Annotated in this window: 12 protein-coding genes, 1 tRNA gene and 1 pseudogene; 8 read left to right on the top strand and 6 right to left on the bottom strand. The window is 65.9% G+C overall.

The window, feature by feature from the left end; translation table 11 throughout:
- Window positions 1–61: 61 nt before the first annotated feature.
- Window positions 62–1,789 (bottom strand): proline--tRNA ligase, encoded by a 1,728-nt coding sequence (locus Herbaro_RS01600; RefSeq protein ID WP_275012096.1) that lies wholly within the window; start codon window positions 1,787–1,789, stop codon window positions 62–64.
- A gap of 228 nt (window positions 1,790–2,017) precedes the next feature.
- Here Herbaro_RS01600 and Herbaro_RS01595 point away from each other — a divergent pair, with 228 nt between their 5' ends.
- Both Herbaro_RS01595 and Herbaro_RS01590 read left to right on the top strand, forming a co-directional pair.
- Window positions 2,018–2,605 carry an RNA pyrophosphohydrolase gene (locus tag Herbaro_RS01595; protein ID WP_275012095.1) on the top strand — a complete coding sequence of 196 codons (588 nt, stop codon included), beginning with the start codon at window positions 2,018–2,020 and terminating at the stop codon, window positions 2,603–2,605.
- A gap of 5 nt (window positions 2,606–2,610) precedes the next feature.
- Window positions 2,611–3,201 (top strand): CNP1-like family protein, encoded by a 591-nt coding sequence (locus Herbaro_RS01590; RefSeq protein WP_275012094.1) that lies wholly within the window; start codon window positions 2,611–2,613, stop codon window positions 3,199–3,201.
- Between the two features lie 76 nt (window positions 3,202–3,277).
- Here the strand turns inward: Herbaro_RS01590 and proB are convergent, their stop codons facing one another.
- The 4 genes from proB to rplU all read right to left on the bottom strand — a co-directional run bounded on the left by proB (window position 3,278) and on the right by rplU (window position 6,435).
- On the bottom strand, window positions 3,278–4,396 hold the full coding sequence (proB, locus tag Herbaro_RS01585; RefSeq protein WP_275012093.1) for a glutamate 5-kinase: 1,119 nt from the start codon (window positions 4,394–4,396) through the stop codon (window positions 3,278–3,280).
- Window positions 4,397–4,500: 104 nt separating this feature from the next.
- On the bottom strand, window positions 4,501–5,610 hold the full coding sequence (gene cgtA, locus Herbaro_RS01580; RefSeq protein ID WP_275012092.1) for an Obg family GTPase CgtA: 1,110 nt from the start codon (window positions 5,608–5,610) through the stop codon (window positions 4,501–4,503).
- 209 nt (window positions 5,611–5,819) lie between these two features.
- Window positions 5,820–6,077, bottom strand: a complete 258-nt coding sequence (gene rpmA / locus Herbaro_RS01575) for a 50S ribosomal protein L27 (RefSeq protein WP_039790468.1) — start codon at window positions 6,075–6,077, stop codon at window positions 5,820–5,822.
- A 46-nt stretch (window positions 6,078–6,123) separates the two neighbouring features.
- Complete coding sequence (gene rplU / locus Herbaro_RS01570; protein ID WP_006713215.1) at window positions 6,124–6,435, bottom strand: 50S ribosomal protein L21; 312 nt, start codon at window positions 6,433–6,435, stop codon at window positions 6,124–6,126.
- A 384-nt stretch (window positions 6,436–6,819) separates the two neighbouring features.
- Here rplU and ispB point away from each other — a divergent pair, with 384 nt between their 5' ends.
- From ispB to Herbaro_RS01545, 5 genes are all read left to right on the top strand, one after another.
- A complete protein-coding gene (gene ispB, locus Herbaro_RS01565; RefSeq protein ID WP_275013938.1) occupies window positions 6,820–7,749 on the top strand; it encodes an octaprenyl diphosphate synthase in 930 nt (309 codons plus the stop codon).
- 17 nt (window positions 7,750–7,766) lie between these two features.
- Window positions 7,767–7,843: transfer RNA gene (locus Herbaro_RS01560), tRNA-Pro, on the top strand.
- 222 nt (window positions 7,844–8,065) lie between these two features.
- Window positions 8,066–9,814 carry a tannase/feruloyl esterase family alpha/beta hydrolase gene (locus Herbaro_RS01555; protein WP_275012091.1) on the top strand — a complete coding sequence of 583 codons (1,749 nt, stop codon included), beginning with the start codon at window positions 8,066–8,068 and terminating at the stop codon, window positions 9,812–9,814.
- Window positions 9,815–9,967: 153 nt separating this feature from the next.
- On the top strand, window positions 9,968–11,278 hold the full coding sequence (locus tag Herbaro_RS01550; RefSeq protein ID WP_275012090.1) for an HlyC/CorC family transporter: 1,311 nt from the start codon (window positions 9,968–9,970) through the stop codon (window positions 11,276–11,278).
- A gap of 245 nt (window positions 11,279–11,523) precedes the next feature.
- The gene (locus Herbaro_RS01545; RefSeq protein ID WP_275013937.1) at window positions 11,524–12,648 is read left to right on the top strand and encodes an ATPase, T2SS/T4P/T4SS family; all 1,125 of its coding nucleotides are present in this window, start codon (window positions 11,524–11,526) and stop codon (window positions 12,646–12,648) included.
- On the opposite strand, the gene Herbaro_RS01540 is transcribed toward Herbaro_RS01545, so the two are convergent.
- On the bottom strand, window positions 12,632–13,048 hold the full coding sequence (locus Herbaro_RS01540) for a hypothetical protein (protein ID WP_275014087.1): 417 nt from the start codon (window positions 13,046–13,048) through the stop codon (window positions 12,632–12,634). The genes Herbaro_RS01545 and Herbaro_RS01540 overlap by 17 nt on opposite strands.
- Here Herbaro_RS01540 and Herbaro_RS01535 point away from each other — a divergent pair.
- Window positions 12,929–13,195 (top strand): annotated as a pseudogene (locus Herbaro_RS01535) (type II secretion system F family protein); the annotation flags it as partial. The gene Herbaro_RS01540 and the pseudogene Herbaro_RS01535 sit on opposite strands and share 120 nt — an antisense overlap.
- Window positions 13,196–13,267 lie beyond the last annotated feature (72 nt).

The following is a 13,267-nucleotide window of genomic DNA, read 5'->3' as shown; positions in this document are numbered from 1 at the left end:
ATGCCAATGGCATCCGCCTTTTTTCATCGCCGCGCAAGGAGCGCCGGCGCGGCCGGCCGCATCAGGCAGCCAGCTTGCCCTTGATGAAGGCCAGCGCATCGGCCAGCGGCACCTGGGTCGCCTCGGTGTCGCGACGGCCCTGGTACTCGACGTTGCCGTCCTTCAGTCCACGGTCTCCCACCACCACGCGATGCGGCACGCCGATCAGTTCCCAGTCCGCGAACATCGCGCCCGGGCGCTCGCCGCGGTCGTCCAGCACCACGTCGACGCCGGCTTCCAGCAATTGCGCGTACAGCTTGTCGATCTCGGTCTTGACCGCTTCGCTGCGGTCGTAGCCCATCGGGCACAGCACCACCTGGAACGGCGCGATCGAGGTCGGCCAGATGATGCCGCGCTCGTCGAAGTTCTGCTCGATGGCGGCGCCCAGGATACGGGTCACGCCGATGCCGTAGCAGCCCATCACCAGCGGTTGCGGCTTGCCGGCCTCGTCCAGGTAGGTGGCCTTCATCGACTCCGAATAGGTCGTGCCCAGCTGGAACACGTGACCCACTTCGATGCCGCGCTGGATCGCCAGCACGCCGCGGCCGTCCGGCGAGGCATCGCCTTCGACCACGTTGCGGATGTCGGCCACCAGCGGCTCGGGCAGGTCGCGCCCCCAGTTGGCGCCGGTGTAGTGGAAGTCCGCTTCATTGGCGCCGCAGACGAAGTCGGCCATGTTGGCCACGGTGCGGTCGGCCACCACCTTGACCGGCTTCTTGGTGCCGATGGGACCCAGGTAGCCCGGCGGCGTGCCGAACCATTCGACGATCTCGGCCTCATTGGCGAAACGGTAGTTGCCCAGGCCCGGGATCTTGCTGGCCTTGACCTCGTTCAGTTCATGGTCGCCGCGCAGCAGCAGCAGCCAGACTTCCTTCTTGGACGGATCTTCGTGGTCCGCCGTCAGCACGATGGATTTGACCGTGCGCGCCAGCGGCAGGCCCAGCAGTTCGGCCACGGCCTCGCACTTGGCCTTGCCCGGAGTGGCGGTCTTCTGCAGCGCCTGCGTGGCGGCGCCGCGGCTGGCGTCGACGGGCATCGCCTCGGCCGCTTCCATGTTGGCGGCGTAGTCCGAGGTGGGGCAATAGACCAGCGCGTCTTCGCCGGTGGCGGCGATCACATGGAACTCATGCGAGCCGGAACCGCCGATGGCGCCGTTGTCGGCGGCCACCGCGCGGAACTCCAGGCCGAAGCGGGTGAAGATGCGCACGTAGGCGTCGTACATGGCTTGGTAGGACTTCTTCAGGCCATCTACGTCGCGGTCGAAGGAGTAGGCGTCCTTCATGGTGAATTCGCGTCCGCGCATCAGGCCGAAGCGCGGGCGGCGCTCGTCGCGGAACTTGGTCTGGATGTGATAGAAGTTGACCGGCAGCTGCTTGTAGCTGCGCAGTTCGGTGCGGGCGACATCGGTGACCACCTCCTCCGAGGTCGGCTGGATGGCGAAGTCGCGGCCATGGCGATCCTTCACGCGCATCAGCTCGGCGCCCATCTTGTTCCAGCGGCCGGTCTCTTGCCACAGCTCGGCCGGCTGCACTACCGGCATGAGCAGCTCGACGCCGCCGGCGCGGTTCATTTCTTCGCGCACGATGGCCTCGACCTTGCGGATCACGCGCAGTCCCATCGGCATGTAGGTGTAGATGCCGGCCCCGAGGCGCTTGATCATCCCAGCGCGCATCATCAGCTTGTGGCTGACGATTTCAGCGTCGGAAGGAGCTTCTTTCAGGGTGGAAATAAAAAAACGTGAGGCGCGCATGACGGTCGGTTCTTTTTAAAAAGAGGAGGGTTATAATCGTCCTAATTTTAAAGGATTAGCTGGCTGATGCACCCACTCTTTGCAGAATTGGTCCTAGTTTCAATGACATCCGCTTATCGATGTGATTGCTCCTGACGCGCCCGCCGCGCCGCCTTTTCCGGCCGCGCGCGTAGTCGCACGAGTCCGCCAGAGAGGGTCTTCCCGCCGCAGAAAGTTTTGAGGTACACCATGCTGGATCGAGAAGGCTTTCGCCCGAACGTCGGCATCATTCTGCTCAATGCCAATAATGAAGTCTGGTGGGGCAAGCGCGTGCGCGAGCACTCCTGGCAATTTCCGCAAGGCGGCATCAAGCACGGCGAGACGCCAGAGCAGGCCATGTTCCGCGAGCTGGAAGAGGAAATCGGCCTGCGCGCCGAACACGTGAAGGTCATCGGCCGCACCCGCGACTGGCTGCGCTACGAGGTTCCCGACCATTTCATCAAGCGCGAAGTGCGTGGCCACTACCGCGGCCAGAAACAGATCTGGTTCCTGCTGCGCATGGTCGGCCGCGACTGCGACGTCAACCTGCGCGGCACTTCGCACCCCGAATTCGACGCCTGGCGCTGGCACGATTACTGGGTGCCGCTGGACGTGGTCATCGAGTTCAAGCGCGAGGTCTACCAGCAGGCGCTGCAGGAATTGTCGCGCTTCCTGAATCGCCCTTCGCACGGCCCGCGTCGCGGCGAACAGGCCGCCGCCCGCCCCTGCCCGCCGTTGCCGCAGCAAGCCGAACCGGGCCTGCCGTCCAATGCGCCCCCATCGTCCGACACCAAGTGAGTCACATGCCATTTTCCCCGCATTTCCGACAACAACAAGAACCGTCGTCCCTGTTGAGCCTCAACAAGTTGCGCCGCGCCGCGCTGGCTTGCTCCCTGATGGCCGTCTGCGCCGGCGCGCTGGCGCAGCAGGGCTTCGATGAGGAGTTCGACGACGAACAGAGGCCCTGGCAGGAGCTCGAGGTCAAGCTGCCGCACACGCCGCAGGAGCAGGACCTGTCCGAGTTCTACCTGAGCCCGAACGCGACCATGAAGGCTTATATCGATACCAGCTCGGTCTCCATCGGCACCGACAAGGTGGTGCGCTACACCGTGGTCACCAAGGCCGACGGCGGCGCCGTGAACGTGATGTATGAAGGCATGCGCTGCGAGACCTGGGAGAAAAAGACCTACGCCTTCGGCCATCCCGACGGCAAGTGGTCGCGCTCGCGCCGCGACAAGTGGCAGCCGATTCGCGACGTCGGCGCTAACCGCATCGACGCCGCGCTGTTCCGCGACTACTTCTGCGACGGCAAGATGATCGCCGACAACGAAAGCCTGAGGAGCATCGTCGCGCGCCTGAAGTCGCAAACGCGCATCGACCCGGTGCGCCGCTGAGGCGCGGCTCCCGGTCCGGAAACAAAAAAGCGCGGCATGCCGCGCTTTTTTATCGTTTATACCATTTGCCGCGCGCTCAGAGCAGCACCATGTTGTCCCGGTGCACCAGCTCCGGCTCCTCGACGAAGCCGAGGATGGCGTGGATTTCCGAAGACGGATGGCGGATGATGCGGCGCGCGTCCGAGCTGGCGTAATTGCTCATGCCGCGCGCGATGGCGCGCCCCGATTCATCCACGCAGGTGATCACGTCGCCGCGACCGAATTCGCCCGCCACTTCCACCACGCCGATCGGCAGCAGCGACTTGCCTTCCGAGCTCAGCTTTTGCACCGCGCCCGCATCCAGCACCACGCGGCCGGCGGTTTGCAGGTGATCGGCCATCCATTGCTTGCGCGCGGTCAGCTGCGCGGTCTCGGCGTTGAGTTGGGTGCCGATCGCTTCGCCGGCGGCCAGGCGCGTCAACACCTGCTCTTCGCGGCCCCAGGCGATCACCGTGTGCGCGCCCGAGGTGGCGGCGCGCTTGGCGGCAAGGATCTTGGTCAGCATGCCGCCGCGGCCGATGCCGGTGCCGGTGCCGCCGGCGATCAGCTCCAGCGACGGGTCGCCGGCGCGGGCTTCGGAAATCAGGGTGGCGGACGGATCCTTGCGGGGGTCGGCGGTGAACAGGCCGGGCTGGTCGGTCAGGATCACCAGCGCGTCGGCTTCGATCAGGTTGGTCACCAGCGCGCCCAGTGTATCGTTGTCGCCGAACTTGATTTCATCGGTGACCACCGTGTCGTTCTCGTTGATGACGGGGACCACGCCCAGCTGCAGCAGCGCGAACAGGGTCGAGCGCGCATTCAGGTAGCGCTCGCGGTCGGCCAGGTCGGCATGGGTCAGCAGCACCTGGGCGGTGTGCAGGTCATGCTTGCGAAAGCTGGTCTCGTAGATTTGCGCCAGGCCCATCTGGCCGACGGCGGCGCAGGCCTGCAGGTGATGGATGCCGGTCGGGCGCTTGTCGAAACCCAGGCGCTGCATGCCTTCGGCCACGGCGCCCGAGCTGACCAACACCACTTCCTTGCCGAGCGCGCGCAACTGCGCGATCTGCTCGGCCCAACGGGCAATGGCGCTGGCGTCCAGCCCGCGGCCGTCGTTGGTGACCAGCGATGAACCTACCTTGATGATCAGGCGTTTGGCGCTTTGAATGACCGATTGCATATTGTTCTGGGAGACGGTACCGACCGCAGGGTCGGAAGCAGAATCGAAAGCAGCGATGATAGCCGGAACCGGCCGGCCGCGCAGCCGCCCGAAGGCGGCCCCGCTCAGTCGATGACCTTGAAGCGCGGATCGTCCGGATCGATGCTGGAGATGCCGCGGGCTTCCTCGGTCATTTGCGTCTCTTCGGCGCGATGCTCTTCGGCGCGCTTGGTTTCGAGATAGCTGTAGATTTCGTTGATCAGGTCTTCGCAGCCGTCGCGATTGAGCGCCGAGATCTCGAATACCGGTCCCTTCCAGCCGAAGCGCTTGACGAAGTCCTTCACGCGCTTGGCGCGGTCGGCTTCGGGCACCACGTCCAGCTTGTTCAACACCAGCCAGCGCGGCTTGTCGAACAGGGATTGGTCGTAGTTCTTCAGTTCCTTGACGATGGCCTTGGCTTCCTTGACCGGGTCGACTTCCTCGTTGAAGGGCGCCAGGTCGACGATGTGCAGCAGCAAACCGGTGCGCTGCAGGTGGCGCAGGAACTGCACGCCCAGGCCGGCGCCGTCGGCGGCGCCTTCGATCAGGCCGGGGATGTCGGCGATCACGAAGCTCTTTTCATGGCTCACGCGCACCACGCCCAGGTTGGGGTGCAGCGTGGTGAAGGGATAGTCGGCGATCTTCGGGCGCGCGTTGGACACGGCGGTGATGAAGGTCGACTTGCCGGCGTTGGGCATGCCCAGCAGGCCGACGTCGGCCAGCACCTTCAGCTCCAGGCGCAGTTCGCGGCGTTCGCCTTCCTTGCCTTCGGTCTTCTGGCGCGGGGCGCGGTTGGTCGAGGTCTTGAAGTGGATGTTGCCCCAGCCGCCTTCGCCGCCCTTGGCCAGCATCACGGTCTGCTCGTGGTGCGTCAGGTCGGCGATGTGCTCGCCGGTAATGTTGTCCACGATCAGCGTGCCCACGGGCATGCGCAGGAACACGTCATCGGCGCCCTTGCCGTAGCAATCGGAGCCGCGACCGTTCTCGCCGCGGCCAGCGCGGTGCAGCTTGGCGTAGCGGTAGTCGATCAGGGTGTTGACGTTGCGGTCGGCCACGGCCCAGATGGTGCCGCCCTTGCCGCCGTCGCCGCCGTCAGGGCCGCCGAACGGGCGGAATTTTTCGCGGCAGAAGCTGGCGACACCGTTGCCGCCGTCGCCGGCCACGACTTCAATGCGTGCTTCGTCGATGAATTTCATGATATTGATGCCTCATGGGAGCCGCGAACAAAACGTCGAAGCGGAATGCCGATGCATCCCGAACGCTCACGCTGCCTGGGTCCCGACAATCGGCAGGTCCGCAGTTTCGGCGCTTTGTTGACGGCTCTTCAAAAAACTAAAAAGGCTCCACCAGCGGCAGAGCCTTTCTTGATACCTGCATCCGGCAAGGCCGGACGACGCAAAAACGCTTAGGCCGTCACGACGGTAGCGTATTGGCGCTGTTGCAGGCCCTTGACAACGAACTTGACCTTGCCGTCCTTCAGGGCGAACAGGGTGTGGTCCTTGCCGACGCCGACGTTTTCGCCAGCGTGGACACGGGTGCCGCGTTGACGGATGATGATGCCGCCCGCGTTGATCACCTGGCCGCCATAAACCTTGACGCCGAGGCGCTTCGATTCTGAATCACGGCCGTTGCGCGTAGTGCCGCCGCCTTTTTTGTGTGCCATTTACGACTCCTTGATAACTTTGAATTGAACTGGTGTCCGGACGCAATCAAGCGTTGATCGAGACGATTTGCAGTTCGGTGTAGTTCTGACGGTGGCCTTGACGCTTTTGATAGTGCTTGCGACGACGCATCTTGAAGATGCGGACCTTGTCATGGCGACCTTGCGCTACCACAGTAGCCAGCACCGTTGCACCTGCGACCAGCGGCGCACCGAACTTGACGGTTTCGCCGGCGCCCACTGCGAGCACCTGATCCAAAGTGATTTCGGAGCCAATGTCAGCCGGTATCTGTTCTACTTTGAGTTTTTCGCCAGCAGCAACTTTGTATTGTTTGCCGCCGGTTTTTATGACCGCGTACATGTGAAACCTCATCGAATAATTAATGAACGATTTTCCCCCGCACCGCGCAGAAAAATCGCTGGCGAAACGGGAAAACCCCAAATTATACATAGACTTAGCTACTCGGTCAAAAGGCTTTCCGCCTTTGGCGGCTGCGGCGCAACACAGTTTCCGCGGGTGCAATAGCCCGGATTGGGCCGCCTGCCGCAGGATATTGCACCTGCTGCAACACAAATATTTCCCTGCAGCATGAGAACCGCCGATGAACGCCTTCCACGGGCTTTGCCGTGGCGACGCGTTGTCATCGTATAATCTTGAGAATAGCCATTTCCCACAGGTTCCGTCTTGTCTGCCGCCGTACAACCCGCTTCGCATCAAACCATCCTGCAACCGATCGTCGCCGACATGGAGGCCGTCAACGGCGTCATCCGCCGGCAGCTGTATTCGGAGGTGCCACTGGTCAACCAGGTCGCCGAGTACATCATCAGCGCCGGCGGCAAGCGCCTGCGCCCGGTGCTGGTGGTGCTGATCGCCAATGCCTTCGGCTACAAGGGCGAGCACCATCATTCGCTGGCGGCGGTGATCGAATTCATCCATACCGCCACCCTGCTGCACGATGACGTGGTCGACGAATCGTCCCTGCGCCGCGGCAAGCAGACCGCCAACGCCATGTTCGGCAACGCCGCTTCGGTGCTGGTGGGCGACTTCCTGTACTCGCGCGCCTTCCAGATGATGGTCGGCGTGGGCAATCCGCGCGTGATGGAAATCGTGGCCGACGCCACCAACGTCATCGCCGAGGGCGAAGTGCTGCAGTTGCTGAACATGCACAACCCCGACGTCGACGAGGACGGCTACCTGCAGGTGATCCGCTCCAAGACCGCCAAGCTGTTCGAGGCCGCCAGCCAGATCGGCGCCCTCATCGCCGGCGCCGACGAGGCCGGCATCGAGGCCGCCGGCGAATACGGCCGCTCCATCGGCACCGCCTTCCAGCTGATCGACGACGTGCTGGACTATTCCGGCAACAGCACCGAGATCGGCAAGAACGTCGGCGACGACCTGCGCGAGGGCAAGCCCACCCTGCCGCTGATCTGGCTGATGCAGCACGGCACCGCGCAGCAGCGCGAACTGGTGCGCACCTGTATCGAGAACGGCGACGAACAGCATTTCGACGAGGTGCTGGCGGCCATCACCCACTCCGGCGCCCTGGCCTATACCCGCGAGCAGGCCGAAATCGCGGCGCGACGCGCGGCCGACGCAATTGTTTCGCTGCCGGATAGCCAATTCAAAAAATCCCTGTTAGAATTATCGGCTTTCGCGGTAGACCGGAATCATTGATTTCAGATCTCACTCGACGGGGTGTAGCTTAGCCTGGTAGAGCGCTACGTTCGGGACGTAGAGGCCGGAGGTTCGAATCCTCTCACCCCGACCAGGAATTCCTATTACAAAACAGCGAGCCAGCGGCTCGCTGTTTTTGTTTGCGCCTTCGCTGCGGCGCATCCCTTCGTCCCTTCCCTCGAACAGTTCTCCCCTGCCAATATCGCCGCCGCGACTGCGCTATGATGGTTCGCGCGCAAGCACGCGTACGCCCTACAACAACCGACGACAAAGCGTCCGCCCGCGCATCCCTGACAGCAAAAACAAGGAGACAGCAATGCCCGAGCAGCATTCGCAGCGCCCACCTTCCCGTCTGACACGATTGATCGGCAGCGCCAGCGCCGTTGCCGCATTGGCAATACTGGCAGGCTGCGCCGCCACCGCCGTCCCCGGCCAGACTTTCACGGGTTCCCTGCAGAAGACCTGCGCCGACCTCGACGCCATGACTGTGCCGGCGTCCGCCATCGGCCTGCCTACCGGCGGCGCGCGAGTGACCCGCGCCGAGACGGTGGCCGCCGCCGGCGACGGCCCCAAGGCGATCGGCGCCTACTGCAAGGTGCTCGGCGAGATCGCGCCGGCCGATACTGCGGCGCCGGCGATCCGCTTCCAGCTCGACCTGCCCGCGCAATGGAACGGCCGCGCGCTGATGCTGGGCGGCGGCGGCTACAACGGCACCGTTCCCGATCCTGCCGGCAATGTCCCGGCCGGCCCCGTCGACCGGCCCACGCCCTTGGGCCAGGGGTACGCCACCTTCAGCAGCGACAGCGGCCACCAGGCCAATGCGACCACCTCGCGCGACGGTTCCTTCGGCCTGAACGACGAGGCCCTGCGCAACTTCGCCGGCGATGCCATCAAGAAAACCCACGACGCCGCCTTGTCCCTCATCGCCGCGCGCTATGGCGCCAAGCCCGGCAAGACCTACTTCGCCGGCGGCTCCACCGGCGGGCGCGAAGCGCTGCTGGCGGCCGGCAACTGGCCGGATGACTTCGACGGCGTGATCGCCCTGTACCCTGCCTGGAACGCGGTGGCGCTGGACCTGCAGTTCGGCCGCATCACGCGGGCGCTGGCGCAGCCCGGCGCCTATCCTTCGCCGCAGCAGCGCAAGCTGCTGTATGACGCCGCCATGGCCGCCTGCGACAAGCTGGACGGCGCGGCCGACGGCGTCATCAGCAACGTCGACGCCTGCAACGCCGCCTTCGATCCGGCCACGGCGACGCTCAACGGCGCGCCGCTGCGCTGCCCGGACGGCGGCCGCGGCGACAGTTGCCTGTCCGACGCCCAGATTGCCGCCTTCAAGGTGATCGCCACACCGCTGCGGCTCGGCTACACGCTGGCCAGCGGCGAGAGCAGCTATCCGGGCTTCAACGCCTGGGGCGCCAACTGGGGTACCGGCGGCGCGGGCGCATTGCAACCCACGATCCTGACGCTGGGCCTGGGCACCGCGCAGCCGGCCAGCCCCATGCCGCCGGTGGCCGCCGGCAGCAGCCCGCCCTACCACAGCACGTTCTGGGATCAGTGGGCGCGCTATTTCGTGACGCGTGACCCCGGGTTCGACTGGGCCACACTCGACCCGCAGCATCCCGGCGCCTGGCAATCGCGCATCGTGCTGCTCAGCGGCCTGCAGGACGCAAACCGCAGCGACCTCTCCGCCTTCAACGCGCGCGGCGGCAAGATTCTTATCGCCCACGGCACCGCCGACGCCCTGGTCAGCACCCAGGCCACGCGGCAATACATGGAACGCCTGGCCAAGGCCATGGGGCGCCCGCGGCTCGACGGCTTCGTGCGCTACTACGAGATCCCCGGCTACGGCCACGTCTTCGGCACCGCCTTCAACGCCGCCTGGGATTCGCTGAGCCTGCTGGAAAACTGGGTGGAGCGCGGCGCCGCGCCGGCCGATCCGGTGGTGACCGACACCGCCACCGTGCCGGGCCGCACCCGCCCGCTGTGCGTCTATCCGGCCTGGCCGCAGTACAAGGGCAGCGGCGACCTGGACCAGGCCGCCAGCTTCAGCTGCACGAACCGGTAAGCAGGACGGCCCGGGGAAGGATCCGCCTTGCGGTAATACAGGCCATCGTCTAGACTTCCCCGCTCCGTGGCCGCCCTGCCGGTGTTGCTGAAGATGCAACGCCGCAGGCCCGCCGACTCCCTCGCATGAGGGCAATCAACCTGACGGCAACGTTTGGAAACCGTACCCATATGGGTGCAAGCCCTTGCACTCTTCATCCTGATCCTGCTCTCGGCCTTCTTTTCGATGACCGAGACGGCGCTGATGGCCGCCAACCGCCATCGCCTGCGGCATCTCGCCAAGCAGGGCAACCGCGCCGCCATCACCATCCTCTGGCTGCTTGACCGCACCGAACGCCTGCTTTCGCTGGTGCTGATCGCCAATACCGCGATCAACGCGCTGGCCACCGCGCTGGTGACGGCGCTGGCCATTGCGGCCTTCGGCAACCACCAGCACGTGATCACCGCCGCCACCGCCGCGGTCGCCGCGCTGCTGATCGTCTTCGCCGAGATCGTGCCCAAGGTGATCGGCGCCACCTACCCCGAACGCATCTCGCTGTTCACCGGCTTCATCCTCAAGCCGCTCATGCGCGTGGCCAAGCCGCTGATCTGGTTCGTCAACATCTTCGTCACGGCGGTGCTGCGGCTGCTGCGCGTGAAGCCCGGCGCGCGCGCCAGGGAGCAGCGCATCTCCCCCGACGAACTGCGTTCCATCGTGCTGGACGGCGGCAGCTTCATCCCGCAAAAGCACAAGAGCATCCTGCTGAACCTGTTCGACCTGGAAAAGATTTCGGTGGAAGACGTGATGACGCCGCGCGCCCAGGTCGAAGCGCTGAACCTGGCCGCTCCCATCGAGGACATCCTGCACCAGCTGGCGACCTGCTATCACAACAAGCTGCCGGTGTTCGAGGGCGAGATCAACCACATCGCCGGCATCCTGCACGTGCGCAAGACAATCTCGCTGTTCAACCGCGACGACGACATCACCCACGACGACATCCGCTCGCTGCTGGCCGCGCCCTACTACGTGCCGGTGGAAACCGACGTCTTCACCCAGCTGCAATACTTCCAGGAGAACCACGAGCGCCTGGGCATCGTGGTCGACGAGTACGGCGAAGTGCAGGGCCTGGTGACGCTGGAGGACATCATCGAAGAGATGATCGGCGAATTCACCACCTCCGCGCCCGGGTCCTCGGGCGAAGGCTTCGGCTGGGACAAGGACGGCACCTGCCTGCTGGAGGGCGGCGCCACGCTGCGCGACATCAACAAGCGCCTGGGCCTGCAGCTGCCGCTGGACGGCCCCAAGACCATCAACGGCCTGCTGCTGGAATACCTGCAGGACATCCCCGAGGCCAACGTGGCCATGAAGCTGGCCGGCTGCGTGATCGAGATCGTGCAGGTGCAGAACCAGGCGATCCGCATGGTCAAGCTGATCGCCGCCCCGCACGCGGCGGACGAGGGCGGCGAAGACGACTCCATGCGTTGAGGCCGATGCGCCGCCGGCATCGAAGCAAGACGAAAAAACAGTTCTAAGCGCAGACCTGCGCCTGCGCGCCCGGAGCGGCATGGGAGACTTCCCAGCCCTGCCGTCGCCGCTTCCCGCTGCGTGACGGCCCTCATCGGGAGGCCATCATCCTCGAACACCATCATCCCCCGGCCGTGCCGGCCACGCCCGTTGGCGAGAACGCGGCCGGCATCGACGATGCGCCGGTGGTCCGGCTGCTGCACAAGATGCTGGCCGACGCCATCGGCATGGGCGCCTCCGACCTGCACTTCGAACCCTTCGAGCACTACTGCCGCGTGCGCCTGCGGGTGGACGGCGTGCTGCACGAGACGGCGCAGCCGCCGCTCACCCTCAAGGACAAGCTCTGCACCCGGCTCAAGATCCTCTCGCGCCTGGACATCGCCGAGAAGCGCCTGCCCCAGGACGGCAAGATGCGGCTGGCGCTGGAGGGCCGCGAGGTCGACTTCCGCGTCTCGACGCTGCCCACCCAGTTCGGCGAGAAGATCGTCCTGCGCATCCTCGACGGCAGCCAGGCCAACCTCGACATCGCCGCGCTGGGCTACGAACCGGAGCAGCGCCAGACCCTGCTGCGCGCCATCCGCAAACCGCAGGGCATGGTGCTGATGACCGGCCCTACCGGCTCGGGCAAGACCGTCTCGCTGTACACTTGCCTGCAACTGCTCAATCGCCCGGGCGTCAACATCGCCAGCGCCGAGGATCCGGTCGAGATCAGCCTGCCCGGCATCAACCAGGTCAGCATCAACGAACGCACCGGCCTGTCCTTCGCGGTGGCGCTGCGCGCCTTCCTGCGCCAGGATCCGGACGTGCTGATGGTGGGCGAGATCCGCGACCTGGAAACCGCCGACATCGCCGTCAAGGCGGCGCAGACGGGCCACCTGGTGTTTTCCACGCTGCACACCAACGACGCGCCGGCCACGCTCACGCGCTTGCTCAACATGGGCGTGCCGGCCTTCAACATCGCCTCCTCGATCAGCCTGATCGTGGCGCAGCGCCTGGTGCGCCGGCTGTGCGCCTGCCGCGAGGAGGTGCGCGCCTCGCCCGATACGCTCAGGCGCGCCGGTTTCGCCGCCGAGGATGTCGGCCCGGCGCCCAGCCTGTTCAAACCCGCCGGCTGCCCGCGCTGCAACCGCAGCGGCTATCGCGGCCGCGTCGGCATCTACCAGGTCATGCCGGTCGGCCCGGCGATGGAGCGCCTGATCCTCGCGCACGGCAATGCGCCCGACATCGCGCGCCTGGCGCGCGCCGAGGGCGTGCTCGACCTGCGCCGCGCCGGCCTGCTCAAGGCGCTGCGCGGCGAAACCAGCCTGCGGGAAGTCATTGCCTGCACCTGAGGCCGGCGGCGGGCGCCCGCGCTTCCACTGGCAAGGCCTGGATCGCCAGGGCCGCCCGCAGAGCGGCGTGCTGGCGGCCGATGACGCGGCCCTGGCGCGCGCGCAGCTCAGGCGCGACGGCATCCGGGTGGCGCGCATCGGCCGCGCCGACGACGGCGCGGCGGCAGCCGGCGCCCCGGCGGTCGTTGCCGGAAGGGGCCTGTCGCGCCGCATTCCCGACAAGCAGCTCGTGCTCTTCACGCGCCAGCTGGCGACCATGCTGCAGGCCGGGCTGCCGCTGCTGCAATCGCTCGACATCGCCATCCGCGGCGCCGGGCAGGGCCCGCTGGCGCAACTGCTGCGCGCGGTGCGCGACGACGTGACCCAGGGCCACAGCCTGCACGCCGCCCTGGCCCGGCATCCGCGGCACTTCGACGCGCTGTACTGCAACCTGGTGCGCGCCGCCGAGCAGGCCGGCCTGCTCGACAGCATGCTGGAACGCGTCGCCGCCTACCGCGAGAAATCGCTGGCGCTCAAGGGCCGGGTGCGTTCGGCGCTGGCCTATCCCTGCGCGGTGATCCTGGTGGCGATCGTGGTGACGACCATCATCATGCTGTGGGTGGTGCCGGCCTTCGAGCAG

Source organism: Herbaspirillum sp. WKF16 (assembly GCF_028993615.1).
In the GTDB taxonomy this organism is placed as follows: Bacteria; Pseudomonadota; Gammaproteobacteria; order Burkholderiales; family Burkholderiaceae_D; genus Herbaspirillum.
This window is presented reverse-complemented; position numbering and strand designations above follow the sequence as displayed.

Bases quoted from the DNA above. Each gene is read 5' to 3' on its own strand.
- Herbaro_RS01600 (WP_275012096.1), bottom strand. From the start codon at position 1,789: ATGCGCGCCTCACGTTTTTTTATTTCCACCCTGAAAGAAGCTCCTTCC.
- Herbaro_RS01595 (WP_275012095.1), top strand. From the start codon at position 2,018: ATGCTGGATCGAGAAGGCTTTCGCCCGAACGTCGGCATCATTCTGCTC.
- Herbaro_RS01590 (WP_275012094.1), top strand. From the start codon at position 2,611: ATGCCATTTTCCCCGCATTTCCGACAACAACAAGAACCGTCGTCCCTG.
- proB (WP_275012093.1), bottom strand. From the start codon at position 4,396: ATGCAATCGGTCATTCAAAGCGCCAAACGCCTGATCATCAAGGTAGGT.
- cgtA (WP_275012092.1), bottom strand. From the start codon at position 5,610: ATGAAATTCATCGACGAAGCACGCATTGAAGTCGTGGCCGGCGACGGC.
- rpmA (WP_039790468.1), bottom strand. From the start codon at position 6,077: ATGGCACACAAAAAAGGCGGCGGCACTACGCGCAACGGCCGTGATTCA.
- rplU (WP_006713215.1), bottom strand. From the start codon at position 6,435: ATGTACGCGGTCATAAAAACCGGCGGCAAACAATACAAAGTTGCTGCT.
- ispB (WP_275013938.1), top strand. From the start codon at position 6,820: ATGGAGGCCGTCAACGGCGTCATCCGCCGGCAGCTGTATTCGGAGGTG.
- Herbaro_RS01555 (WP_275012091.1), top strand. From the start codon at position 8,066: ATGCCCGAGCAGCATTCGCAGCGCCCACCTTCCCGTCTGACACGATTG.
- Herbaro_RS01545 (WP_275013937.1), top strand. From the start codon at position 11,524: ATGCTGGCCGACGCCATCGGCATGGGCGCCTCCGACCTGCACTTCGAA.
- Herbaro_RS01540 (WP_275014087.1), bottom strand. From the start codon at position 13,048: ATGCCGGGCCAGGGCGGCGTGCAGGCTGTGGCCCTGGGTCACGTCGTC.